The organism is Pseudomonas sp. MWU12-2345, from assembly GCF_023242385.1.
Lineage (GTDB): Bacteria > Pseudomonadota > Gammaproteobacteria > Pseudomonadales > Pseudomonadaceae > Aquipseudomonas > Aquipseudomonas gingeri_D.
This window is the reverse complement of sequence record NZ_JALLJA010000006.1, coordinates 255299-279574: the sequence shown is the minus strand read 5'-3', so window position 1 is coordinate 279574 and position 24276 is coordinate 255299. Positions and strand designations below refer to the sequence as shown.

Below are 24276 nucleotides of genomic sequence, written 5' to 3'. Positions count from 1 at the left end.
CCTTGCGTCAAGCCAGGGCCTTGAGCACCGCCGCGATGGCCGGCAAGGCCTGGGCATCGCCGTGCTCGCCCCAATACACGGCGATCATCTGCTTGTCCGCCTCGATCTTGTAGGCGTTGTCTGGCAACGTGCGCAAATGCGCCAGCAGCTTGTCATCGGTCAAGATTTCCCGCCATTGGTTGGCCCAGACTCCCGGGGCGGTCTGCCAATAGCACCAGCACGGGCTATCGGCGCGCAGGCGCGGCCGATGGTATTGCGCACAGGGGCTCGGCGGCTCGTGAGGCAGCCAGTGCGGCCACTCCTGGGGCGCCAGTTGCATGCCCAGGCCGATGCGCCGTGCCTCCATGCGCACGGCCATCATCCCGCTCTGGCGGCGCGATGGACGCAACCAGGCCAGGGGGCTCAATACCAGCGCGAGGATTGACACCACTATCCATACCGTCATATCTAACTCTCTCGATTCTTGATGAGCGATGGGTTCGCCGCCGAACCAATCCGCTTGAAACCAGCCATACTTAAAGCTAATGCGATCCTCAGGAGTGCCTTTCATGAGCTACGAACACATTCTGGTAGCTGTCGACCTGACAGAAGAATGCGACCCGGTCATCAAGCGCGCACGCGAACTGTCGGTCAGCAGCGGAGCCAAGCTGTCCCTGGTGCATATCGTCGAGCCCATGGCCATGGCGTTCGGCGGCGACGTGCCGATGGACCTTTCGCAGTTGCAGCAACAGCAATTCGACCAGGCCAAGGAGCGCCTCGATCGGCTGATCGTCAAATACCCGGAGGTCTCGCGGGACAACTGCCACCTGACCTACGGCCAGCCGCGCCAGGAAATCCACCATCTGGCCAAGGAACAGCATTGCGACCTGATCGTGGTCGGCAGCCATGGCCGCCACGGCCTGGCGCTGCTGCTGGGCTCCACCGCCAATGACGTCCTGCACGGTGCGCCCTGCGATGTGCTGGCGGTGCACCTGGTCAAACGCCCGACCTGATCCTACAGGTTCGCGCAAGTCATAAAATATCGGCAACACCAATAAAAAGCCCGGCCCCCACGCAAATGGGGCCGGGCTTTTTTTTGTCACTGGCCGATCATCAGGCGTCCAGCTCGGCCCAACGTTCCACCATCACTTCCAGCTCGACCTGGAGTTTTTCCAGCCCGGCGATGACCGCAGCGGTCTCCGCCGCCGGACGCTGATAGAACCCCGACTCGGCCATTTCGGCTTCAACGGCGGCAATCTGCTGTTCCTTGGCTTCGATTTCACCCGGCAACGCTTCCAGCTCGCGCTGCAATTTGTAGCTGAGCTTTTTCTTCGCCACCGGCTGTTCGACCGCTGCCGCAGGTGCCGGCGCAGCCGCCACTACCGCGGAGTTGAGCTCGGCCTTGCCGGATTTGTTCTCGGTCACACCGAGCAAACGCGGCGAACCGCCCTGGCGCAGCCAGTCCTGGTAACCACCGACGTACTCGCGCACCTTGCCCTCGCCTTCGAAAACCAGGGTGCTGGTGACCACGTTGTCGAGGAAAGCCCGGTCGTGGCTGACCATCAGCACGGTACCGCTGAACGTCAACAACACTTCTTCCAGCAACTCGAGGGTTTCCACATCGAGGTCGTTGGTCGGTTCGTCGAGTACCAGCAGGTTGGACGGTTTGCTGAACAACTTGGCCAGCAGCAGGCGCGCGCGCTCACCACCGGACAAGGCCTTGACCGGCGTACGCGCACGCTGCGGGCTGAACAGGAAGTCGCCCAGGTAGCTCAGCACGTGACGGCTCTGGCCGTCGATGTCGATAAAGTCGCGACCTTCGGCGACGTTGTCGATCACGGTCTTTTCCAGGTCCAGTTGATGGCGCAACTGGTCGAAGTAGGCCACGTCGATGCGCGTCCCCTCTTCCACCGTGCCGCTGGTCGGCTGCAGGCCATTGAGCATCAGCTTGAGCAAGGTGGTCTTGCCGGTGCCGTTGGCCCCGAGCAGGCCGATCCGGTCGCCACGTTGCAGGACCATGGAGAAATCCTTGATCAGGAACGGGCCACCCGGGTGCGCGAAGCTGACGTTTTCCAGCACCATCACCTGCTTGCCGGACTTGTCGGCGGTATCGAGCAGGATGTTCGCCTTGCCGGTGCGCTCGCGACGCTCGCTACGCTCAACGCGCAGGGCTTTCAAGGCGCGCACACGGCCTTCGTTACGGGTGCGGCGGGCCTTGATGCCCTGGCGGATCCAGACTTCTTCCTGGGCCAGGCGCTTGTCGAACAGCGCGTTGGCGGTTTCCTCGGCCGCCAGCGTGGCTTCCTTGTGCACCAGGAAGCTGGCGTAGTCGCCGTTCCAGTCGATCAGGCCGCCGCGATCCAGTTCGAGGATGCGGGTGGCCAGGTTCTGCAGGAAAGAACGGTCGTGGGTGATGAACAGCACCGCGCCCTGGAAATCCTTCAAGGCTTCTTCCAGCCAGGCGATCGCACCGATGTCCAGGTGGTTGGTCGGTTCGTCGAGCAGCAGCAGGTCCGGTTCCGAGACCAGTGCCTGGGCCAGCAGGACGCGCCGACGCCAGCCGCCGGACAACTCGGCGAGGGTCTTGTCGGCCGGCAGTTGCAGGCGACTCAGGGTGCTGTCGACCAGGGTCTGCAAGCGCCAGCCATCGCGGGCTTCAAGGTCGTGCTGGACATGCATGAGCTTGTCCAGGTCGGCATCGGTGACGATGTTCTGGCTCAGGTGGTGGTACTCGGCGAGCAACGCGCCGACCCCGTCCAGGCCCTCGGCAACCACATCGAACACGGTGCGATCGTCGGCCAGCGGCAACTCTTGCGGCAACTCGCCGATCTTGAGGCCGGGCGCACGCCAGACGGAGCCGTCATCGGGCTTTTGCACGCCCTTGACCAGCTTCAACATACTGGACTTGCCTGTGCCGTTGCGGCCGATGATGCACACCCGCTCACCACGGGCGATCTGCCACGACACCTTGTCCAACAACGGCATGGCGCCGAAGGCAAGGGACACATCGCTGAATTTGAGCAGGGTCATGAGCTTCTCCAAAAACCGGGCGCGCATTCTACCTGACTTGAGCCAGGAGGCGGCCGGCAATTTTATCGGCACCTCGGTTCAAGATGACAATTGGTATCAAGTTACGTACGGCAACCGGTAAAACGTTCTCCCACGGATGGCAAACAGCTAAGCTATTAGTAATCAGCCGCGGAATTTTCCACGGCTTGTCAGGTTTTATTTTCTCGGAACTCCCATGCGCAGCCGTCTGTTCAATTTTTTATCGTGTCTGCTTCTTTCTACCTGCGCTGTCCAAGCCGCCCAGGCGCTAGAGCTCTCCCAGCAACGCCAGTTTTACGATGAAGCCAAGCGCGCCCTCGCCAACGGCGACTCGGGCCCTTATTTCCGCTACCAGGACGCCCTCCAGAACTATCCGCTGGAGCCCTACCTGGCCTACGACGAGTTGACCGCGCGTCTGAAAACCGCGAGCAATGCCGAGATCGAGCAATTCCTCGCCGCCCATGGCGACCTGCCCCAGGCCAACTGGATGAAGCTGCGCTGGTTGCGCTGGCTGGCCGAACGCGGCGACTGGCAGCCCTTCGTCAAGTACTACGACCCCAAACTGAATTTCACCGAACTGGACTGCCTCTACGGCCAGTATCAGCTCAGCCATAACCTGCGCGCCGAGGGCTATGCCACGGCGGAAAAGCTCTGGATGACCGGCAAGACCCAACCGAGTGCCTGCGACGCCCTGTTCAGCAGTTGGGCCGCCGATGGCCAATTGACCGAACAGAAACGCTGGCAGCGCCTGAAACTGGCAGCCGATGCACGCAACTATGGCCTGGCCAGCAGCCTGGCCAGCGGACTGACCACCCTTGCGCCCCAGGGACGCCTGCTGATCGACGTGGCGCAGAAGCCGGAACTGCTGAGCCAATCCTCGCGCTTCCTTCCGGCGGATGAGGCCATGTCCGATGTCGTCGGCCTCGGCCTGCGTCGCCTGGCTCGCCAGGACCCGGACAAGGCCATGCCCCTGCTCGACAGCTATGCCGCGAGCATGCACTTCTCCCGTGACGAAAAGGTTGCGATCGCCCGCGAAATCGGCCTGACCCTGGCCCGCCGCTACGACAGCCGCGCACTGGAGATCATGACCCAGTACGACCCGGAGTTGCGCGACAACACCGTGACCGAATGGCGCCTGCGCCTGCTGCTGCGCCTGGGCCGCTGGGAAGATGCCTACCAACTGACACGCCGACTGCCACAGGACCTGGCGACCACCAATCGCTGGCGCTACTGGCAAGCCCGCAGCCTGGAGCTGGCGGAACCGGAAAATCCGCAAGCCCTGGTACTGCTGAAGAACGTCGCCCGCGAGCGCGACTTCTATGGTTTCCTGGCCGCGGACCGCTCGCAGACGCCTTACCAGCTGACCAACCGTCCCCTGGTGCTCAGCGCACAGGTGATGAACAAGGTCCGCAATACCCCGGGCATACTCCGCGCGCTGGAACTGCATGACCGCGGCCAGGTGGTCGACGGGCGCCGCGAGTGGTACCACGTCAGCCGTCTGTTCAGCCGTGATGAAATGGTCGCCCAGGCCAAGCTGGCCTATGACCTGAAATGGTATTTCCCGGCCATCCGTACCATCAGCCAGGCGCAATACTGGGATGACCTGGATATCCGCTTCCCCATGGCCCATCGCGACACCCTGGTGCGTGAAGCCAAGATTCGCGGGCTGCACTCGAGCTGGGTGTTTGCCATTACCCGCCAGGAAAGCGCCTTTATGGATGATGCCCGCTCAGGCGTGGGGGCCAGCGGCTTGATGCAACTGATGCCGGGGACCGCCAAGGAAACCGCGCGCAAGTTCAGCATTCCACTGGCCTCGCCGCAGCAGGTACTGGACCCGGACAAAAACGTCCAACTGGGGGCGGCCTACCTGAGCCAGGTGCACGGCCAGTTCAACGGTAACCGCGTGCTCGCGACCGCCGCCTACAACGCCGGCCCCGGCCGCGTCAGGCAGTGGCTCAAGGGCGCCAACCACCTGGGCTTCGACGTGTGGGTGGAAAGCATTCCGTTCGACGAAACCCGCCAATACGTGCAGAACGTGTTGTCATACTCGGTGATCTACGGTCAGAAGCTCAACGCACCACAGCCGTTGGTGGATTGGAACGAGCGCTATTTCGACGACCAATAATCTGGTTTTGTAGGAGCCGGCTTGTCGGCTCCTACAGTGACCGCGCCTGTAAAACCCTGCTATTCGAGCACCGTCACCGGCATCCCGACTTCCAGAACACCCTGGCCGTCATTGACCAGGTTCTGCCCGAACATCACATCGCCACCCTGCTCGCGGTAAGTCTTGAGGGTCGTCAAGGGCTCGCGGTCGGCACTGCGCTCGCCGGTCTGCGGATCGAGGGTGGTCAGGATGCAGCGGGAACAGGGTTTCACCACCCGAAACTCGACATCGCCGATGCGAATTCGCTTCCAGCCGTCTTCGGCAAAGGCATCGCTGCCCTCGATCACCAGGTTTGGCCGGAAGCGCAGCATTTCCAGCTCACGCCCGACCTTCTGCGACAGGTCATCCAGAGAAGCCTGGCCGATCAGCAGCAAAGGAAAACCATCGGCAAACGCCACCCGATCCTCTTCCCTGCCGTAGCCGGCCTCGGTGAGGCGGGCGCGCTCCAACGGCACATGCACCAGGCGGGTCGGCTTGCCGATAAACCCGCTCAGCCAGGCCGCCGCCTCATCGCCGGCATCCGGCACACGCAAGGTGTCGCTCCAGATGGTCACGCCACGCAAAGTGTCGTCCTTGCCGGGCAAGGCCACGTCCAGCGCCGAATGGCCGGGAGCACTCAGGGTCAGGCCGCAGGCAGAGTTCCACAGCGCCGACAACTGACTCATCTTGCCCACCGCGCGCTGGGTCAGAAAGCGCCCACTGGCCTCGTCCACCAGCATCCAGCGCCGGTCCCCGGCCAGGCCCAGCTCGTCCACCGGACTCTGGCGCAAGGCCTCGCCCCGGGCTGATTTCAACGGATATCGATACAGCGCGCTCAGACGCAACATGACCAGCTCCCGGAGAGACAAAACAGCGATTCTACAGGAGGACAGGCACGACGGCATTTTTGCGCTGGAACGCGATTTTGTGGGAGCTGGCTTGCCGGCGATGACGCCCGCAAGATCAATGCAAGGCTTACCGACCTCATCGCCGGCAAGCCGGCTCCTACAGGTTCAGCGGTGTTTGCAAGTCCGCGGGGATCAGGCGTTATCCAGCATCAACCGCTGACGTACCACATCCACCAACTTGTCCGGCTGGAACTTGGAGAGGAAGTTGTCGCAACCGACCTTCTTCACCATGGCATCGTTGAAGCTGCCGGACAACGAGGTATGCAGGACCACATACAGCCCGCGCAGGCGAGGGTCGTTACGAATTTCGGTGGTCAGGCGGTAACCGTCCATTTCCGGCATTTCCGCGTCGGTGAAAACCATCAGCAGCTTGTCGGTCATCACCGCACCGCCATCCGCCCAGCCCTTGAGCATGTTCAGGGCCTTCAAGCCGTCGCTGGCGATGTGCATTTTCACCCCCAGTTGCCCGAGGGTATCGCGCAACTGGGACAGGGCCACGTTCGAGTCGTCGACCAACAGCACTTCGCGGCCACGGGCCTGCTCCATGATCGGGTCGTCGAGCTTTTCACGGGACACCTTGGCGTTGTACGGCACGATCTCGGCCAGGACCTTTTCCACGTCGATGATTTCCACCAACTGGTCGTCCACCTTGCTGATGGCGGTCAGGTAATGCTGGCGACCGGCGCTGGTCGGCGGAGGCAGAATGGCTTCCCAGTTCATGTTGACGATGCGGTCCACGCCACCGACCAGGAACGCCTGCACCGAACGGTTGTACTCGGTGACGATGATAGTACTGTCGGGCCCCGGCACCAGCGGACGCATGCCGATCGCCTGGGACAGGTCGATCACCGGCAGTGTCTGGCCGCGCAGGTTGACCACGCCGCAGACAAACGGGTGACGCTGGGGCATCAAGGTCAACTTGGGCAGTTGCAGCACTTCCTGGACCTTGAACACGTTGATCGCAAACAGCTGGCGCCCCGCCAGACGGAACATGAGAATTTCCAGCCGGTTCTCACCCACCAGTTGCGTACGTTGATCTACTGTGTCGAGAATGCCGGCCATTAATGACTCCTGGGCTTGCTGCTGAAAGTGACATTGAATAGGTTATCGGCGGAGAATATCGGAGCTTGACCCTCCGGCCAAATACCGGTCAAAAGCATTGATGTCACATTAACATCATGCTTTACTCAGTTCACCCCCTCCTTGTTGCCATGCGCGACCGCAAATGACAGTCAGAGTTCCCCATACTAGGGGAATCCCCTAGCGACAATCAGGCCCAACCTGATATTCGCGATATCCAATAGCCATTAATGTGACGCCATTCTCATTGCATGAATGGAGTCAGGCTTTTGCTTTCGATTGCAGGACCTCGGCCAGACAGCCCGGTGAACACCTTCACCCATCGTGCTCAAGCCCTCTGGACCGCCGCTTCCGGTGAATTTCTGCGGACCTGCCCGCGGAGCTTTCGGGTGCCCGCCAACTTGCACCTGAGAACGAAATGCAATAGCTGTAATTCGAAACAATCAGAAACAGACTACAGACACACGCGCCCTGTCGGCATTAACTTTAAAACCGTTCGCCCCGTGCGACCTTCTATCGCCTGCCTATGCATTCAAGGAGATAAAGCATGCTGAACGGAAAAGAACGGCAAGCCAGCCTGCCGGAGTTCCTGGTCGAGGCCCAAGCCCTGCAAACGAAAATGCAGGAGTGCTGCCAGCACCTGGAACTGATCCGCAACGACAAGGACGCCATCGATTGCCTTCTCGTCTCGCTGCACACCCTGGCCATCTGCGCGCAAGGCCTGGGCGTACGCTCCATGGCCCGGTTCTCGCGCCAGATCCACGCCCTCTTGAGCCAGCCCCAGGACCCGCTCAACCTGCATGAAGACGCCTTGCTGGCCCTGCGCAATTGCTTGACGCTGCTGGCCTGGCAAGTCGAATTGATCGACCCGCGTACCGGTCAACTGGGCCTGGACGACGACGAAGAGTCCGAACTGATCACCGCGCTCGCCATCCAGACCGGCCAATATGGCTCCGCTATCACCGAGCCCAGGACCTTCACCCTGATCACCTTCCCCGAACGATCCGTTTGAACCGTTCGCCCTCCTCACGCCTTCGACCCGCCCTCTTCATACCTAAAAACGACAATAACAACTCCCCTCGAACTTTCAGGTTTCAGGTGATGGTTTTTTAATGCAAAAAGAATAACTAGCGTCTACGCGATAAAGCCCCCCGGAACAGCCATCAGGCTTCAGTTGGAGTAAGCTTGCCCAAGGGTATTTTGTGGAACAAACGTACGATAAAAGTTGACCACTCGGACATATACCGGCCGAGAGCGACTGCTCCCGAATCGCGTGCTACCATGCCGTTTATTCGCATATGTACTTGTACAGCTTAGTAATTTTGTAAACAGATATCAAAATGACATCATTGCGCAAAGTTTCTCACCCTGACACTGTTTCACCTCGAACGCACACATTAAACCGTACCCGTTTTTCAAACTTGGCCTGTCGGTTGTCCTGACGGTCTACCCGTAGCGAACATTCATCGGCTCCATACGCTATGTACGCCAGCCTCAAGTCATTCAAGCCTTGGCTCCCGTCTCGAAAAAATGCCCGCCGGCTGACAGTCGTGCTATGCGTCAGTTCGGCCATCGCCAGCCTGCTCATCTACTGCACATGTACAGGCTTCCCGACGGGATTGTTGATCCTCAACCTGGCCGCCCTGGCCAGCGTCTGGCTCCAGCACCGCGACGCCGGCACCTCCATCCAGTTCCAGCCGCAGGAACTGGCTGATCGCCTGCTCCAGGTGCAAGAGAACGAGCGGCATCGCCTCAGCCGCGAACTGCATGATGACATCGGCCAGTTGCTCACCGCGGCCAAGCTCCAGACCCAGTGGTTGCAACGGCGCTTGCCCGACGACCTGCAAAGTCACTGCGAGACCCTGGGCAACACCCTCGACGAAACCCTGGCCAAGGTTCGCGACGTTTCAGCCATTCTCAATCCCCGCCAGTTGACCAGCCTTGGCCTGGAGGCCAGTCTGCGCGCGCATTTGCTCAAGACCCTGGAAAACACCAGCGTGCTCTGGAGCCTGGAGTGTCACCAGCGACTGACCGGCATACCCGAGGAGATGGCGGTGACCGCCTTCCGCGTGACCCAGGAAGCCGTCACCAACATGCTGCGCCATGCCCAGGCGCGTAACCTGCTGGTGCGTATCCAGCGCTTGCCCGAAGGCTTGTCCCTGCACATCGCCGACGACGGCCAGGGCTTTTCGCCGGCGCGCAATCCCGGCGAGGCGGGCCAGCGCGGCATGGCCGGCATGGCTGAACGCATTGAACAGGCAGGCGGAACATTGACAGTCACCAGCGGACCCGGCAAAGGTACGCAGATCGAAGCACTGCTGCCCTGGGCGCCACGCGCCCTGGAACGCGCCAGCAAGAATAAGGCTCCATGACCTGCACCCTACTCCTGGTGGATGACCACTCACTGATCCGGGCCGGTGTCCGCGCCCTGGTACTGGATATCCCGGGTTACGCCGTGATCGGCGAAGCCAGCGACGGCGCGCAGTTGCTCGATGCCGTGGAACGGCTGAACCCGGACATCATCCTGCTCGACCTGTCCATGCGCGAAACCGGTGGCCTGGATGCCCTGCGCAAGCTCAAGGCGGTGCGCCCGCAGAGCAAGGTGCTGATCCTGTCGATGCACACCGACCCGCAATTGATCATGCAGGCCCTGGAAATCGGTGCCCACGGCTACCTGCTCAAGGACACCACCGCCACCGAACTGGCCCAGGCCCTGGATGCCCTGCGCAGCAACGAGCGCTACCTGAGCCCGGCCATCGCCCATACGGTGATCAACCAGGCCCTGACCCAGGTCCAGCGCAACCTGCCGGCCGAACGGAGCGCCAACCACAATCTGACCGGGCGTCAGTTGGAGATCCTGCGGCTGATCGTGCGCGGCAAGTCGACCCGGGAAATCGCCAATGGCCTGGGCCTGAGCATCAAGACCGTGGAAACCCACCGTTCGCAGATCATGAAACGGCTACAGATCTTCGACGTCGCCGGCCTGGTGCTGTTCGCCGTGCGTGAGCAGATCATCAGCCTCGACGACTGAGCAGCGGTGAATCCTCCGGCAGGTGCACCCGCAGGGCCGCCGGACGGACCTCGAAACGCAGGCTGTCGCTGAGCAAGGGCTCACCGTCGAGATTGAGGTACAACCCCTCGGACACCTTGATTTCGACCCAGGGCAGGCGAGCCCGGACAAACAGGTTGTCCAGCCCCCAGCCACCGGCCATCAACTCGCGCAAGGTCGCGATCATCTCCTGGGGGGCCGGCAGGATGCTGATATCGAGCATGCCGTCGTCGACCAGCGCCTCGGGGCACAGCGGGTGCCCACCTCCCGCCTGGCGACCGTTGCCGATGCCCAATGCCAGCAGATCGCCCTTCCAGTGGAAATCCGGCCCCTGCAGCTCGCCATAGGCGACATGCAACTCACTGAAACGGCTGAGGCCGGTAAACAGGTAGGCAGCGCCTCCCAGCAGTTTTTTCAGATCTTCCGAAGTATTGGCGGTGACCAGGCTGCCAAAGCCGCCGGTGGCCATGTTGAGGAATATCTGCTCGCCGACGCCGCCAAGGTCGATCGCCCGCGCCGGGACCTCAAGCAACGCCAGGGCCTGGGCCGGCTCCAGCGGCACACCGGCCGAACGGGCAAAGTCATTGGCGGTCCCCAGCGGCAGCAACACCAGGCTGGCGTCCACTTCGGCATTGGCCAGGGCCTCGGCGACATCGCGCAGAGTGCCGTCGCCGCCGCCGGCAATCAACTGCCGATAGCCCAGCGCCAGCGCTTCGCCGACCAGGCGCCGGGCATCGCCGGCCTCCCAGGTCAAGCGCACCGCCAGGTCCCAGCCCTCGGCCCGCTTACCCTCGACAGCGGCCCGCACAGCCTCGTTGAGGGCTTGTTTGCCATGCAGAATCAACAATGCCTTGCGCTCGTTCATGAGCCTTGTCTTCCTTCAAAGTGACCGTGAAAGATGTTGACCGCGGCCGAAGCAAAAAGACTCTCGACCCATTGAATTTATCTGCTATTTATGTAGTCCTAATACGAAAGAATTAGTCGGATTTTTTTTACAATAAGCCGTCATTTGGATAGCAGTCTGCTGTTTCATGCGCTTTACTCAACCCCATAACACCCATAGCAGGAAGCAAACACGAAGCGTCAGGTCGATGAAAATCGCAAGACGACAGTAGGAACACTCACGTGGATTGACGCTGTTCAATCTGCAAAATGATCAACCTTCAGGGATGGGGTCAGCGCAACAAAGCCTTGGTTTTTCTACTGAAACAACTGCCACGACATTTCGTAATTACCATTCACGATGGTAAGACGGGAGGGGGTTTATGCGCCTGCAGCCGGTTGACAGCCTATTCCTGACTCGACCCAGCATGGTCGAGTACTTCCTGTTCGGCATCCGCATGGTCCATGGCCTGACCGCGATGCTGCCGGGCCTGATGCTGCTGGTATACCTGGGCGAGCAAGATCCGACCGCCATCAAGAGCTACCTCACCCTGCTGCTGTTCTTCGGTTTCATCAGCGTGCTGATCTTCCAGGCGCTGGGCGTGTATGCCGAGACCATCTTCAGCAACCTGCTGCGTTTTCAACTCACACTCTTCGCCTGGTCATCGGCGTTCTGCCTGCTGCTGTTCATGCACCATGGTTTGTCACTGTTCAACTTCCTGACCAACACCGAACTGTTTATCTGGTTTATTTCAAGCCTGATACTGTTCGGTGTCGAACGCCTGGTTCTGCTGACCCTGTTCCAGCAACTGATGCAACGGGGTTTTTTCCTGCAGCACGCGGTTATCCTCGGCGCCACTGAAAACGGCCAGCGCCTGGCCGAATACCTGGCCCAGCACCAGGACATCCGCTCCGGGGTCATCGGTTTTATCGACGACCGCATCGGCCGCCTGCCCAAGACCCTGGTCAACCAGCCGCTGCTGGGCAACTCCAATGACCTGGAACGCCTGATCCGCGAAGAAAAGGTCACCCAGGTCCTGGTCGCCCTGCCCTGGTCGGCGGAAAACCGCATGGACTACATCATCCGCGAACTACGCCGCCTGCCGGTCAATGTGCTGCTGGTGCCGGACATGGTTGCCTTCCGGCATGCCCACAACCGCATCACCGAAGTCGCCAACCTGCCGATGTTCAACGCCTCCGAGGTTCCCCTGCGCGGCTGGTCGCCGATGTTCAAGCGCCTGGAGGACATGGTCCTGTCGAGCCTCGCACTGATCCTCTTGTCGCCGATCATGCTGCTGACGGCCCTGGCGATCAAAATCGACTCGCCGGGCCCGGTGCTGTTTCGCCAGAAGCGCTACGGCTACAACAACCGCCTGATCGAAGTCTTCAAGTTCCGCTCGATGCACCAGCACCAGAGCGATGCCAACGCCGAAACCCAAACCACCCGCGGCGATCCGCGGATCACCCGGGTCGGACGTTTTATCCGCAAAACCAGCCTCGACGAGTTGCCACAGCTGTTCAATGTTTTCATCGGCAGCATGTCGATGGTCGGCCCGCGCCCCCACGCCACGGCCACCAAGGCGGCGGGCATCCTGTTCGAGGAAGCGGTCAAGGAATACACCTCGCGCCACCGGGTCAAGCCAGGTATCACCGGACTCGCCCAGATCAACGGCTACCGTGGCGAAACCGACACCCTGGAAAAAATCGAAAAACGTGTCGAGTTCGATCTGGAGTACATCGAAAACTGGTCGATCTGGTTCGACCTCTACATCCTGTTCCGCACTGTTCCGGCAGTGCTCATGACCCGCGAGGCCTTCTGAATGGGCGTACTCATTCCCTGCATCATCGCCGGTGGCGCCGGCACCCGTTTGTGGCCGGTCTCCCGCGAGGCCATGCCGAAACCCTTCATGCGCCTGCCCGACGGCGAAAGCCTGTTGCAGAAGACCTTCCGCCGGGCCGCCGAACTGCCCGGTGTCCAGCGGGTACTGACGGTGACCAACCGCGAGGTGTTCTTCCGTACCCTGGATGACTACCGCCAGTTGAACAAGGCCGACGCGGCGCTGGACTTCATCCTCGAACCCTTTGGTCGCAACACCGCCCCGGCCATCGCCGCGGCGGCCTTGTATGTGGCCAGGCTCTACGGCGACGACGCGCAACTGCTGGTTCTGCCCGCCGATCACCTGATCAAGGACCTGGACGCCTTCGCCAAGGCGGTCGACAGCGCTCGACTCCTGGCCGAGCAAGGCTGGCTGGTGACCTTCGGCCTGGTACCGACCCACCCCGAGACCGGCTTCGGCTATATCGAGAAAGGCCAGGCCCTGGGCGATGAGGCGTTCCAGGTCGCCCGCTTTGTCGAGAAGCCCGATGCGAAGACCGCGCAGCAGTACCTCAATGGCGGCCGGTACCTGTGGAACGCCGGCATGTTCTGCATGCGGGCCGACGCCGTGCTGCGCGAACTGCGCGAACACGCCCCGGACGTCCTCGAGGCCATGACCGAGTGCCTGGCCCTCAGCCACAGCCGCGAAGGCAGCCAGGAACTTCAACTGGAACTGGATGGCAAGAGCCTGGCCCGGGCGCCGGACATCTCCATCGACTACGCCCTGATGGAACGCTCGCGCAAAGTCGTGGTGGTGCCCTGCCAACTCGGCTGGAGCGACATCGGTTCGTGGCAGGCGGTGCGTGAACTGACACCGGCCGATGCCCAGGGCAACCAGTGCAACGGCGAGACCGTGCTGCATGACGTCAGCAACTGCTACATCGATTCGCCCAAGCGCCTGGTGGGCGGCGTCGGGCTCAAGGACCTGATCATCATCGACACGCCGGACGCCTTGCTGATCGCCGACGGCAAACGCAGCCAGGACGTCAGGCTGATCGCCCAGGAACTCAAGCGCCAGGGCCACGACGCCTATCGCCTGCACCGCACCGTAACCCGTCCATGGGGCACCTACACCGTGCTCGAGGAAGGCAAGCGCTTCAAGATCAAGCGCATCGTGGTCAAGCCCAATGCGTCGCTGTCGCTGCAGATGCACCACCATCGCAGCGAACACTGGATCGTGGTCAGCGGCATGGCGCGAGTCACCAACGGCGACAACGAGTTCATGCTCGATACCAATGAGTCGACCTTTATCAAGCCGGGCAAACAGCACCGGCTGGTCAACCCGGGGGTGATCGACCTGGTGATGATCGAAGTACAGAGCGGCGAATACCTCGGCGAAGACGACATCGTGCGTTTCACCGATATTTATGGACGGGTTCCCGTCGAAACCAGCAAGACCTGAGACACCTGAAACAGTAGGAGCACCCACATGCGCGGACCCGGGTCCGTCAAGGGGGGTAACCATGCATAAAGGGAAGACTGACCAATGAACAAACTCCTGCTGATCCTCAGTGTTTTATTAATCAGCGCGTGCAGCATACCGGCCAAGGTGGCATTACCGGATAACGACGTCCTGCGCGAAGGTCACCGGGCCGGCGACGCCCTGGCCGGCAAGCCGCTGCCGGACCAGCGCATCCGCGCCGGCGACACCTTGCGTATCGTGCGCAATACCGGTGAAGCGCCGTCCATTTCCGCCTTCACCGCCAACTCGATCTACGAACTGACGCTGTTCATCGTGATGAATGACGGCAGCTTTTCCTACCCCTATGTCGGCAACGTCAAGGCCGCCGGCCTGACCCCCCAACAGCTGACCCTGATCCTCGAAGACAAGCTGAAGAATATCTACCAGGATTCGGCCCTGACGGTGAATATCTCCCAAGCCCCGAGCAACACCGTGTTCGTCGGTGGCTCGGTGCGCACCCCGGCCAGCCTGCCGGTGACCACCGTCACCACCCTGGAACAGGCCCTGATCGGTGCCGGCGGTCTGTTGCCGGTGGGCGACAGCCGCAATATCGCCTTGCTGCGCCAGGACGACGACGGTCGCTACAAGACCTACTTCTTCGACTATCGCGACACCATGCTCGCCGGCGCCAGCAACCGCGCACCGGTGCTGCTGCAACGCGGCGATGTGGTGTTCGTGCCCAAGTCCCATGTGGGCAACGGCATCGAGTGGGTCGACCTGTATCTGAACCAATTGATTCCCTTCCAGAAATCCATTGGCATCGGCGCGAACTACAACCTGAACAACTCCACCAGCACTGGCAACTGATCGTTAAGGACAACAGACATGATCAATATCCGCTCCTTCCGAGACTTGTTGCGCCTATTCTTCATCTTCAAGCGCGAAGTGAAAACCACTGTGCTAGTGACTTTCGTCGTCATCCTGCTGGGAGCCTTCCTGTTGCCCAACCGCTACGAGTCCACGGCCCTGCTGCTGGTCAAGCCGGGCCGGGACACCAGCACCTTGCCGATCGAGATCTCCGACCGCCAGGCAACTATTATCCCCAGCGCCCAGCGCGACCCGATCATCGATGAGGAACGCATCCTCACCGGGCGCCCGATCGCCCGGCTGGTAGCCGAGCAATACCTCGACGAGCTGTCCAGGGTACCGCCCCAGGAAGGCTTTATCGCCACCCTCAAGACCCTGGTCAAGAGCACGGTGCAGGGCCTGCTGGATGTCGGTCGCGGCCTGCTGCAACTGCTCGGTCTGGTGGAGAAGCAGACACCGGTCGAACGCCTCGCCGACCAGTTGACGAAGTACTTCAGCGTGACCCACGCCGTGGGCTCCTCGGTGATGGAAATCAGCTTCACCTGGAACGACCCGCAGGTCGCCCAGACCATCGTCAAGAGCTGGATCGAGCAGTATGAACAGGAACGCACCCGCACCCTGGGGCGTAAAAGCCTGTACGCCTTCTATGAAGGCGAAAGTACCGCGACCACCAAACGCATCCTCGACTACAAGAAACAGATCGAGGCCCATCTCAACGAGCTGGGAGCGGTGAGCATCGGCGAGCGCCTGAACGATATCTCGCGCAACCTCAACAACCTGCGCGGCGAGCACCTGAACACCACCCGTGCGGTGGCCTCGACCAAGAGTGGGCTGGACCGGATCAAAGCCCAGCTCGACAGCATGAAGAAAGAAATCAGCATCGGTCGGCAGATGAGCATCAACCCGGACCGCCAGGACCTGCAACAGCGGATCAACGCCAAGCAGATCGAACGCCAGGAAATGCTCCGCACCTTCAAGGAAGGCGCACCGCCGGTGAAGGCCATGGACAAGGCGATTGCCAACCTGGAAGACCTGCTCAAGTCGCAGAACGCGGTAGTCCAGCGCACCGATAACCTGGCGCCGAACCCGGTCTACACCCGCCTGCAGAACAGCTTCGCCGACCAGGAGGCCAGCCTCAGTCGCTTGCAGACCCAGGCCGCCCAGCAGGAAACCCAGCTCAACCAGTTGGAACAGGACCGCCGTCAGGCCCTGGCCCTGGAGCCGGAAATGGCCCGCCTGCAACGTGAACTCGATGCCGCGGAAAAGAGCTTCGCCCTGTACAGCACCAGTACCGAGAAAGCGCGGATCGACCGTGAACTGGACAAGAGCCAGATCAGCAACATCGCGGTGATCGAACAGGCCACCCTCAACGAAAGCCGGGTCTTCCCGAAAAGCCTGACCATGCTCTTGCTGGCCATTCCGCTGAGCCTGGGGGTCGGCCTGCTGGCCCTGTATTTCTTCTATCTGCTGGACCAGCGCATCCACGACGGCGACAAGATCGAGTCACGCTTCGGGGTCAAGATCTGGACCAGCCTGCAAGACATCAGCAACGGCAGCATCCAGCGTCGCACCGCGTTCACTGCCAGCATGTACCGGCTCTATGGGGTCCTGCCGCTGGAACAGGTCGCCGAACACGGACTGGCCATCGGCCTGACCTCGGCCCGGCGTGGCGAAGGGGTCAGCTTCGTCATCGAGCACCTGGCCAACCTGCTGCAGGAACGCGGCCATCGGGTCCGCGTCGACGGCCAAGGCCCGGCGCATCCGGGGGAAATCCTGCTGCTCAATGCCGGCGCGTTCTTCTCCAACCAGGAAGCCTTCGTGACCCTGCGCCAGGCCGACCTGATCGCGCTGATCATCGAAGCGGAAAGCACCACCGTACCGATCCTGGAAAATGCCCTGTCGACACTCAATACCGCGTTCAAGCGCGTCGACGGCATCATCCTCAATCGCCGGCGCTTCGAGATCCCCGAGCGTGTACTCAATACCCTGGCCCGCATCCGGAGCCATGCCTGATGCATATCGCCCTGATAGCGCCCCTGCCACCGGAACAGAATGGCATCGCCGACTACGCCGGGCATCTGAAAGCGGCGCTGGAAAACCTCGGGGTGCGTGTCAGCACGCCCCTGGCGGGAGTGGGCAACGACCCGCAACGGGCCAGGGAGCTTGTAGCGCAGGCATCGTGGCAGGGCATCGATCTGGTCCACGCCGAAATCGGGGGCGGGCGCCTGGCCGAGTTCCATGCTTTGAAGGCCCTGCGCGCACGCTTCCCGGCGCTGCCGCTGACCGCGACCTTGCATGACCCGGAACGCCTGGTCTGGCGCCGCGAGCGCTTGCCCTGGCCGCTGTCGCTGGCCGCACGGCTGCCTTCGCCGCTACCACAGATGGCCACGGTGCTGGCCGATCCGCTGTGCCTGTACGAAGAGCGGCAACTGGCCCGCAGCCTGACCCGCCTGGTGACACTCACCCATTCGGGCGGCCATTGCCTGCGCCAGCGCATGGGGTTGCGCAACGAACAGATGGCAGTGATTGCCCACGGTAACCTGGCCATCGCGGCAAAGCCCCTGCCCGCGCTGGAGCCGCTGCGACTGCTGTACTTCGGTTTCATCTACCGCGGCAAGGGCATCGAAGACCTGCTCGACGCCTTGGCCATCACCTTTACCCAGCAACCGGCTTTGCGGACCCGCGTGCGCCTGACCCTGGCCGGGGGCAGCGAGCCGGAGATGGCCTTCGGCCCTTCGGGCAGCTATCTCGATCAACTGCGCCAGCACATCCAGAGCCTTGGCCTGCAAGACAACGTCGACTGGCAACTGGACCTGCCGGCCGCCGAGATCCCCGCCGTAATCCAGGCCCACCACGTGATGGTGCTGCCGTACCGCGAGTCGAGCAAACTCAAACTGCTGGGCAGCCTGCGCGGGACCAGCGGCGCGCTGTCCTGGGCCGTGGCCTGCGGACGCGGCGTCATCACCTCGGACGCACGTTCCTTTGCCGAGGAAGTGTCCCAGGGCAACGGCGTGATTTTCCCCCAGGGCAATGTCACGGCCCTGGCGACGGAGCTGAGCCACTTGTGCGCCAAGCCGGAACTGGCGATCAGTTGGGCCGAACAGGCCAGCGCGATCGGCGCACAGCGGGTCTGGAGCCACACCGCCGAGCGCTTCCTGCAGTTGTTCCAACAGGCCTGCGGAGGACATCAAGATGTGGCGTAGAGCCTTTTTATGGTTCCCGGCCCTGTTGCTGATGGCGCTCGCCGTCAGCCTGATCCCCTGGAGTCCCCAGGTCGCCGCCCAGACGACGCTCAAGGCGCCCCGCGCGGTGGAGTGGAAAAACTTTCTCGGGGTCAACGCCCAGTTCCAGTATTTCGATCCGGACATCTACCAGAAACAGATGACGCAGCTCGATGCACTGGGCCTGAACTGGGTGCGCCTGACCCTGCACTGGTTCATCATCGAACCCGAACAGGGGGCTTTCCAGTTCAGCGAACTCGATGCTGCCATGGCGGCGATGAAGAGCCATGGCTACAACACCGTCGCCTACCTGGTCGGCTCGCCGCCGTTCGCCAGCAGCGCCCCGGCCGGCACCCCGAGCAGCGACCAGTATCCACCGACGGACTTCAAGCTGTTCGCCTCGCGCATGGTCACCCTGGCCCAGCGTTACCCCCAGGTGAGCACCTGGCAGGTATGGAACGAACCGAACATCATCTGGCGGCCCAAGGAAGATCCCGCAGCCTACTACCAGATGCTGAGCACCACCGCCGATGCCATCCGCACCCAGGTGCCGGGCAAAGCCATCGCCACCGCCGGCGTCGCTTACTTCGGCCAGATGCACAGTACCCCCGGCTTGATGCTCGACGCCCTGTTGGGCCAGGGACTGGCCGGCCAGAACATCATCGCTGCCTATCACCCCTATACCCAATTCCCGGAAGGCGACGACGCCGCGGCCCAGGACTTCCTGCTCAGGGGCAATGCCATGAACAGCGATCTGCACGGCAAGGGCGTCACCCAGGTCTGGGCCACCGAATGGGGCTGGTCGAGCTATGACGGTCCCAAGGAAATGCAGGCACTGATCGGCGTCGACGGACAGGCCGACTACACTCTGCGACGCCTGGCCCTGATGAGCGCCATGGACTACCAACGGATCTTCCTGTTCAACCTCAGCGACCTCGATCAGCGAACCACCCCGCGCGACCAGCATTACGGCCTGCTCGACCTCAACGGCGAGCCGAAGCCGGTGTATAACGCCCTGAAGAACTTCCTCACGGTCACCGGCCCGGCCCTCCAGCCGGCCGACGCCCCGTCGTCGAGCAATGCGCCCGCCGACCTCTACAACATCACCTGGACCCGCAATGACGGCGCCCATGTCTGGATGTTCTGGAGTGCCAGCGGCCAGAGCCTGCAATTGCCCGGTGTGACCCAGGCGACGCTGTTCGACCCGTTGACCGGCACCCAGACAACTCTGAGCGACAGCACAACCATTACCGTGCCGCTGAAAACCAGCCTGCAGCTATTGGTGTGGACGCCATGAAAATCCTCTGGACCCTGCCCTACCTGCCCTGGCCCACCACCAGTGGCGGCAAGACCCGGCAATTTCACCTGCTGCGCAGCCTCGCCGCGCGCGGGCATCGGATTACCCTGCTGGTGCAATCGAAAACCGACGTCGACGAGGCTACCCGCCATGCCCTGGCGCCGATTGTCGAACGCCTGATCGTGGTCCCGCGACGCTCGTTACGCAGCCTGAAAACCCTGCTCGGCGTGCTGCTCGCGCCCTACCCGATGCTGGCCACGATCAACGGCCTGGCGCCGCAGTTGCAGGCCCGGTTGCGCACCCTGCTGGAAGAAGACTGGGACGTGATCCAGATCGAGCACAGCTACAGTTTCCAGCCCTTCGAACAACCACTGCTCGATGCCGGCAAGCCTTTTATTCTCACCGAGCACAATGTCGAGTCGGCCCTCGGCGCCGCCAGTTATGACCGCCTGCCAGGCTGGATGAAGCCCTTCACGCAATATGACCAGCGACGCTATCGGCGCTGGGAAAGCCGGGTGTTTCGCCAGGCCGCCGAACTGATCGCGGTGACCCGCGACGACGCCACGGTACTGCGCCAGCAGACCGGCAAGCCGGTGGCGGTGGTGGTCAACGGCGTCGACACTGGCCTCTATGCCGGCGTCCAACCCGACCTCCACGCCCGACGCCTGCTATTTATCGGCAACTACGAATACAGTCCGAACCTGGACGCCGTCGAATGGGCCCTGGAGGAAATTCTCCCGGCCCTGTGGCTGCTCAATCCGGGGGTCCGTTTCGCCATTGCCGGATTCGGCTTGCCGGATGCCTGGCGCGCGCGCTGGACCGATCCGCGAATCGAATGGCAAGGTTTTGTCCCCGACCTGCGCACCCTGCAAAGCAAAGCCTCGGTGTTCTTCGCACCGCTGCGCCAGGGCGGCGGCTCCAAGCTCAAGGTGCTGGAGGCCATGGCCGCCGGCCTGCCGGTGGTCACCACCGGCCAGGGCGTGTCGGGACTGAAGGTCGAAAACGGCCAACACTATCTGGGCAGCGAAGACCCGCAAGCCCTGGCCCGGATGCTCGCCGAACTTCTCGAACACCCGTCGCGCCTGCACCAGATCGCCGAAGCCGGCCGGGCCTACGTCAAGGCCGAACACGATTGGTCCGTGGCCGCCGCACAACTGGAAGCGGTCTATAACCGCCTCCCCCACCTCAAGGAAGCAGAATCCGTATGCGCATAGGTCTGGATTATCGCCCGGCAGCGGGTTACACCCACAGCGGCATCGGCCGTCAGAACCTGGCCCTGGAGCAAGCCCTGCGCGCCCATCCCGAGGTGAGCCTGCAACTGTTCGGGGTAGCTCCGGAGGATCACCCGATCCGTCGCCGCGTCCACTGTCCGAAATGGGGCTCGCCCTTGTTCGGCGTACACCGTCTGCCGATACGCCTGCGCTTCGAGGCCGGCTTCCTGCCCGGCGCGTTGCGCGAAGCCGGGATCGAGGTCTACCTCTGCAACTTCAACATGGGCCTGCCGCCAGGGCGCAAGCCCGCCGGCATGCGTTATGTGCTGCAACTGCATGACCTGTTCCAGCTGACCCTGCAAAACAGCCACGGTTCGAAACTCAAGGAACGCGTCTACCGGGCCACCGACCGCCTCTCCATCGGCCATTCGGTAAAGGTCGCCGACCGGATCTGGACCCCATCGCAATACACCGCCGACGAACTGGTCAAGTTGTTTCCCGAAGCCCGCGACAAGGTCCGTGTGTTGCCCAACCTGGTCACCGGTTTCGTCGGTGAGGCCGCCGACATCAGCGACCTGCAAGTGCCTGAACGCTACTGGCTGGCCGTCGGCACCCGTGAGCCGCGCAAGAACATCCCCTGGTTCGTCAGCGCCTGGCACGCCGCCCGCCAGCAATCGCCGCAGGTACCGGAGTTGGTGCTGATCGGCGCCCCCGAGGACCTGCCCGCGTCGCTGCAACACCTGCCGGGCCTGCATTACCTGACCGGCCTCAGCGATGCACAACTGCACGGGGTGTACCAACAGGCCGAGCGTTTGTGGCAACCGTCTTATGCCGAAGGTTTCGGTCTGCCGGTGATCGAAGCCCTCAGCGTCGGCACCCCGGTGGCCGTCGCCAGCGGGTCGGCGCTGGACGAAATCACGCCACCGCACAGCCCGCGCTTCTCGCCCACTGACGGCCCGGCCCTCAGCGCGCTGATGATCGGTCTGGCCGACGCCCCCGCCGAGGACCCCGAGGCACTTCGGACCTGGGCCGCGGGTTATGGCACCGCGGCCTACCAGGAGCGCTTCAACCACCTGATCGAGGAGCTGAAATAATGCCCTTGGCGCTGCCCATCGCCCTGTTGTTCGGATTGCTGTTCGGCATCCTCGCCTGGCTGCTGCCGCCGTTCAAGGTGGCGGTCGTGCTGGTCGCCATCGGCGGCGTGGTGACCATCATCCGCCATCCGCTCTGGGGCCTGCTGCTGTTCAGCGTGCTCGCCACCTTCCTGCCCTACTCGACGATCCAGGTCGGCCTGCGTACCACGGTGTCCGAGGCCCTGATCCTGCTGGTCTGGGGCAGCGTGCTGGTACAAAGCCTGTTCAACAACCTGCCGCAAAAAACGCCCCTGCTGCGCACCGAGCGCTGGCTGGTGGCCTTGATGTTGTTCAGTGCCTTTCCGTTTATCGTCGGCCAGTTGACGATCAACGCCGAAGGTAACGGCCTGGTGAACTGGATCCGCTGGCTGCTCAACCTGTCGGTGCTGTTCCTGGTGCCCCGCCTGCTCGATCAGCAAAAGGCTCGCGAGCAGGTGGTCACCGGCCTGCTGCTCGGGACCCTGTTGCTGTTGCTGCTGTCGATCCCGGTGTTCCTCAAGAACGGTAGCGCCACCGGCATGACTCCGATCCTGGCCGCACTCGGCTATGGCAGCATCGAGGTGCTGGGGGACAGCCTGTCGGCACTGTCCAATCGCATGGGCTCGCCCTGGATGCACCCCAACGCCCTGGGTGGCGCCATGACCCTGCTGCTGCCATTGGCGTTCTGCTACGGGCTGGCCCGCCAAGGCTGGAGGCGCACGCTGGGCCTGGCGGTGGCAAGCCTGGGCGTGATCGGCCTGCTGCTCTCGGGCTCACGCGGGGCGCTGGTCAGCCTGCTGATCGTCCTGTTCTGGATGGCCCGCAAACGCGTGCCCTACGCCGGTCAGGTGATCCTCGCCGGCCTGGTGTTCGGCAGCCTGCTGCTGATGTTCTACCCGCCGTTGCAGGACCGCCTGCTGGGGCTCTTTTCCAGCAACGACGCCAGTACCAATGTGCGTTTCGACGAATACTCACACTTCCCCAACGCCATGGCCATGTTCCCCTTCGGCATCGGCTTCAAGGTCGAGCCGCCCGTGCCCGGCACCGGCCTGTGGGGTATCTCCAACCTGTGGCTGAACTTCATCTACAAACTCGGCGTGCCGGGTCTGGTCCTGTTTGCCGCGGTGATCTGGAGTTGGTGGAGCGACACCCGCTCTTCCCTGGCCGCCTTCCAGTTGAACGAAGACAACGCCATCTGGCTCGGCACTACCTGCGGCTTGATGGCGGCGCTGCTCAGCGGCTTCTTCGACCACTATTTCAGCTTTACCAATGTGCTGATCGCCCTGTTCTGGCTGATGCTGGGCCTGAACCTGCACGAAACACGGCGTCTCAAGCTCAAGGCCACCCCTCTGCCAGGAATCCACCCATGAAACACCGCATATTCCACTCGTTGAACCTGAGGCAGGCCCTGCCCGAATACGCCGAGAAGATGGGCGTAGGGCTGGAGGAACTGGAAGGCAGCTACCAGTGGATGCTGGAAAACGACGTGTGTTTCGAACAGCCGCTCAAGGGCAATATGCTGTGTTTCATCAGCTACCTGAACATCGAATCGCGAATCGAGCCGCCCCTGGCCCGGCGGTTCTATGCCTTGCTCGGCCGCGAGGTCAAGGGCGAGCTGATCCCGTTGTACGGGATCAACTGGCCGACCCTGCGCGACCGCATGCTGCGCGGCTGGGAACTGGCCTACAACATACTCATCTGCAAGATTCCCAGCCATACGCTGAGGCTGCTCTGGTTGCGCGCGGGCGGGGCGAAGATCGGCAAGGGCTCGACGGTCTGGCGCAACACCGAGGTGCTGGGGGTGAACAACCTGCGCATCGGCAACGACAGCACCGTCGGCTGGCATTGCCAACTGGATGCCCGTGGCGGCCTGATCATTGGCGACCATGTGACCATCGCCTCCCACGTGCTGATCATTGCCGGCGGCCATGACGTCCAGGCCCCGGAGTTCTGGGCGGTCGGCGGGCCGATCTATATCCGCGACTATGCCTGGATTGCCAGTCGCGCCCTGCTCTCGTTCGGTGCCGATATCGGCGAAGGCGCGGTGGTCGGTGGCCAGTGCGTGGTCTCCAAGCCGGTTCCGGCCTACGCCATCGTCGGCGGGCCGGACGCGGCGATCAAGGGCGAACGTTGCCGCGGCCTGAACTACAAGGTGGGCGGCAAAGGCCTGTTCACTTTGTTCCATTGAGCCGCGGGCATGC

The 24276-nt window shown here is 62.4% G+C and carries 20 protein-coding genes; 15 read left to right on the top strand and 5 right to left on the bottom strand.

Going from position 1 to position 24276, the window contains the following annotated elements:
• Positions 1–7: 7 nt before the first annotated feature.
• A complete protein-coding gene (locus M5C71_RS15095) occupies positions 8–445 on the bottom strand; it encodes a hypothetical protein (protein ID WP_248768141.1) in 438 nt (145 codons plus the stop codon).
• A 103-nt stretch (positions 446–548) separates the two neighbouring features.
• Between M5C71_RS15095 and M5C71_RS15090 the strand changes: the two genes are divergently transcribed.
• Positions 549–992, top strand: a complete 444-nt coding sequence (locus M5C71_RS15090) for a universal stress protein (protein ID WP_103496722.1) — start codon at positions 549–551, stop codon at positions 990–992.
• Between the two features lie 100 nt (positions 993–1092).
• On the opposite strand, the gene M5C71_RS15085 is transcribed toward M5C71_RS15090, so the two are convergent.
• Positions 1093–3009, bottom strand: coding sequence for an ATP-binding cassette domain-containing protein (locus M5C71_RS15085; RefSeq protein WP_248768140.1), 1917 nt, complete (start codon positions 3007–3009; stop codon positions 1093–1095).
• Between the two features lie 214 nt (positions 3010–3223).
• Here M5C71_RS15085 and M5C71_RS15080 point away from each other — a divergent pair, with 214 nt between their 5' ends.
• Positions 3224–5152 carry a transglycosylase SLT domain-containing protein gene (locus M5C71_RS15080; RefSeq protein WP_103496720.1) on the top strand — a complete coding sequence of 643 codons (1929 nt, stop codon included), beginning with the start codon at positions 3224–3226 and terminating at the stop codon, positions 5150–5152.
• A 59-nt stretch (positions 5153–5211) separates the two neighbouring features.
• Here M5C71_RS15080 and M5C71_RS15075 read toward each other — a convergent pair whose 3' ends face one another.
• A complete protein-coding gene (locus M5C71_RS15075; RefSeq protein ID WP_103496719.1) occupies positions 5212–6018 on the bottom strand; it encodes an MOSC domain-containing protein in 807 nt (268 codons plus the stop codon).
• Positions 6019–6210: 192 nt separating this feature from the next.
• The gene (locus M5C71_RS15070) at positions 6211–7140 is read right to left on the bottom strand and encodes a chemotaxis protein CheV (RefSeq protein WP_103496718.1); all 930 of its coding nucleotides are present in this window, start codon (positions 7138–7140) and stop codon (positions 6211–6213) included.
• A gap of 565 nt (positions 7141–7705) precedes the next feature.
• Here M5C71_RS15070 and M5C71_RS15065 point away from each other — a divergent pair.
• The 3 genes from M5C71_RS15065 (at position 7706) to M5C71_RS15055 (ending at position 10189) form a co-directional block, all read left to right on the top strand.
• Entirely contained in the window at positions 7706–8170 is a 465-nt protein-coding gene (locus M5C71_RS15065; RefSeq protein WP_103496717.1) for a hypothetical protein, read from the top strand.
• 469 nt (positions 8171–8639) lie between these two features.
• The gene (locus M5C71_RS15060) at positions 8640–9530 is read left to right on the top strand and encodes a sensor histidine kinase (RefSeq protein ID WP_103496716.1); all 891 of its coding nucleotides are present in this window, start codon (positions 8640–8642) and stop codon (positions 9528–9530) included.
• Positions 9527–10189 (top strand): response regulator transcription factor, encoded by a 663-nt coding sequence (locus M5C71_RS15055; RefSeq protein ID WP_103496715.1) that lies wholly within the window; start codon positions 9527–9529, stop codon positions 10187–10189. The genes M5C71_RS15060 and M5C71_RS15055 overlap by 4 nt, the downstream gene beginning before the upstream one ends.
• On the opposite strand, the gene yegS is transcribed toward M5C71_RS15055, so the two are convergent.
• Positions 10173–11072 (bottom strand): lipid kinase YegS, encoded by a 900-nt coding sequence (yegS, locus tag M5C71_RS15050; RefSeq protein WP_248768139.1) that lies wholly within the window; start codon positions 11070–11072, stop codon positions 10173–10175. The two genes, M5C71_RS15055 and yegS, sit on opposite strands and share 17 nt — an antisense overlap.
• Positions 11073–11472: 400 nt before the next feature.
• On the opposite strand from yegS, the gene M5C71_RS15045 reads away from it, so the two are divergent.
• From M5C71_RS15045 to M5C71_RS15000, 10 genes are all read left to right on the top strand, one after another.
• Positions 11473–12909 (top strand): undecaprenyl-phosphate glucose phosphotransferase, encoded by a 1437-nt coding sequence (locus M5C71_RS15045; protein WP_103496713.1) that lies wholly within the window; start codon positions 11473–11475, stop codon positions 12907–12909.
• The gene (locus tag M5C71_RS15040; RefSeq protein ID WP_103496712.1) at positions 12910–14367 is read left to right on the top strand and encodes a mannose-1-phosphate guanylyltransferase/mannose-6-phosphate isomerase; all 1458 of its coding nucleotides are present in this window, start codon (positions 12910–12912) and stop codon (positions 14365–14367) included.
• Positions 14368–14451: 84 nt separating this feature from the next.
• Positions 14452–15234, top strand: a complete 783-nt coding sequence (locus tag M5C71_RS15035; protein ID WP_103496711.1) for a polysaccharide biosynthesis/export family protein — start codon at positions 14452–14454, stop codon at positions 15232–15234.
• Between the two features lie 18 nt (positions 15235–15252).
• Complete coding sequence (locus M5C71_RS15030) at positions 15253–17247, top strand: GumC family protein (RefSeq protein ID WP_103496710.1); 1995 nt, start codon at positions 15253–15255, stop codon at positions 17245–17247.
• On the top strand, positions 17247–18437 hold the full coding sequence (locus tag M5C71_RS15025; RefSeq protein ID WP_152737308.1) for a glycosyltransferase: 1191 nt from the start codon (positions 17247–17249) through the stop codon (positions 18435–18437). The genes M5C71_RS15030 and M5C71_RS15025 overlap by 1 nt, the downstream gene beginning before the upstream one ends.
• 31 nt (positions 18438–18468) lie before the next feature.
• A complete protein-coding gene (locus tag M5C71_RS15020) occupies positions 18469–19752 on the top strand; it encodes a beta-galactosidase (protein ID WP_248768156.1) in 1284 nt (427 codons plus the stop codon).
• Entirely contained in the window at positions 19749–20966 is a 1218-nt protein-coding gene (locus M5C71_RS15015) for a glycosyltransferase family 4 protein (RefSeq protein ID WP_103496707.1), read from the top strand. Before M5C71_RS15020 ends, M5C71_RS15015 begins: the two co-directional genes overlap by 4 nt.
• Positions 20957–22057: a glycosyltransferase family 1 protein gene (locus M5C71_RS15010; protein ID WP_152737306.1), complete on the top strand. Its 1101-nt coding sequence runs from the start codon at positions 20957–20959 to the stop codon at positions 22055–22057. Before M5C71_RS15015 ends, M5C71_RS15010 begins: the two co-directional genes overlap by 10 nt.
• On the top strand, positions 22057–23445 hold the full coding sequence (locus tag M5C71_RS15005) for an O-antigen ligase family protein (RefSeq protein WP_103496705.1): 1389 nt from the start codon (positions 22057–22059) through the stop codon (positions 23443–23445). Before M5C71_RS15010 ends, M5C71_RS15005 begins: the two co-directional genes overlap by 1 nt.
• Positions 23442–24263: an acyltransferase gene (locus tag M5C71_RS15000; RefSeq protein WP_248744798.1), complete on the top strand. Its 822-nt coding sequence runs from the start codon at positions 23442–23444 to the stop codon at positions 24261–24263. The genes M5C71_RS15005 and M5C71_RS15000 overlap by 4 nt, the downstream gene beginning before the upstream one ends.
• Positions 24264–24276 lie beyond the last annotated feature (13 nt).

What these genes read in the sequence shown, in the direction of transcription:
- M5C71_RS15065 (WP_103496717.1), top strand. Translation starts at nt 7,706, where the DNA reads ATGCTGAACGGAAAAGAACGGCAAGCCAGCCTGCCGGAGTTCCTGGTC.
- M5C71_RS15010 (WP_152737306.1), top strand. Translation starts at nt 20,957, where the DNA reads ATGCGCATAGGTCTGGATTATCGCCCGGCAGCGGGTTACACCCACAGC.
- M5C71_RS15080 (WP_103496720.1), top strand. Translation starts at nt 3,224, where the DNA reads ATGCGCAGCCGTCTGTTCAATTTTTTATCGTGTCTGCTTCTTTCTACC.
- M5C71_RS15045 (WP_103496713.1), top strand. Translation starts at nt 11,473, where the DNA reads ATGCGCCTGCAGCCGGTTGACAGCCTATTCCTGACTCGACCCAGCATG.
- M5C71_RS15015 (WP_103496707.1), top strand. Translation starts at nt 19,749, where the DNA reads ATGAAAATCCTCTGGACCCTGCCCTACCTGCCCTGGCCCACCACCAGT.
- M5C71_RS15035 (WP_103496711.1), top strand. Translation starts at nt 14,452, where the DNA reads ATGAACAAACTCCTGCTGATCCTCAGTGTTTTATTAATCAGCGCGTGC.
- M5C71_RS15085 (WP_248768140.1), bottom strand. Translation starts at nt 3,009, where the DNA reads ATGACCCTGCTCAAATTCAGCGATGTGTCCCTTGCCTTCGGCGCCATG.
- M5C71_RS15070 (WP_103496718.1), bottom strand. Translation starts at nt 7,140, where the DNA reads ATGGCCGGCATTCTCGACACAGTAGATCAACGTACGCAACTGGTGGGT.
- M5C71_RS15000 (WP_248744798.1), top strand. Translation starts at nt 23,442, where the DNA reads ATGAAACACCGCATATTCCACTCGTTGAACCTGAGGCAGGCCCTGCCC.
- M5C71_RS15025 (WP_152737308.1), top strand. Translation starts at nt 17,247, where the DNA reads ATGCATATCGCCCTGATAGCGCCCCTGCCACCGGAACAGAATGGCATC.
- M5C71_RS15020 (WP_248768156.1), top strand. Translation starts at nt 18,469, where the DNA reads ATGGCGCTCGCCGTCAGCCTGATCCCCTGGAGTCCCCAGGTCGCCGCC.
- M5C71_RS15060 (WP_103496716.1), top strand. Translation starts at nt 8,640, where the DNA reads ATGTACGCCAGCCTCAAGTCATTCAAGCCTTGGCTCCCGTCTCGAAAA.
- M5C71_RS15040 (WP_103496712.1), top strand. Translation starts at nt 12,910, where the DNA reads ATGGGCGTACTCATTCCCTGCATCATCGCCGGTGGCGCCGGCACCCGT.
- M5C71_RS15005 (WP_103496705.1), top strand. Translation starts at nt 22,057, where the DNA reads ATGCCCTTGGCGCTGCCCATCGCCCTGTTGTTCGGATTGCTGTTCGGC.
- M5C71_RS15030 (WP_103496710.1), top strand. Translation starts at nt 15,253, where the DNA reads ATGATCAATATCCGCTCCTTCCGAGACTTGTTGCGCCTATTCTTCATC.
- yegS (WP_248768139.1), bottom strand. Translation starts at nt 11,072, where the DNA reads ATGAACGAGCGCAAGGCATTGTTGATTCTGCATGGCAAACAAGCCCTC.
- M5C71_RS15055 (WP_103496715.1), top strand. Translation starts at nt 9,527, where the DNA reads ATGACCTGCACCCTACTCCTGGTGGATGACCACTCACTGATCCGGGCC.
- M5C71_RS15090 (WP_103496722.1), top strand. Translation starts at nt 549, where the DNA reads ATGAGCTACGAACACATTCTGGTAGCTGTCGACCTGACAGAAGAATGC.
- M5C71_RS15095 (WP_248768141.1), bottom strand. Translation starts at nt 445, where the DNA reads ATGACGGTATGGATAGTGGTGTCAATCCTCGCGCTGGTATTGAGCCCC.
- M5C71_RS15075 (WP_103496719.1), bottom strand. Translation starts at nt 6,018, where the DNA reads ATGTTGCGTCTGAGCGCGCTGTATCGATATCCGTTGAAATCAGCCCGG.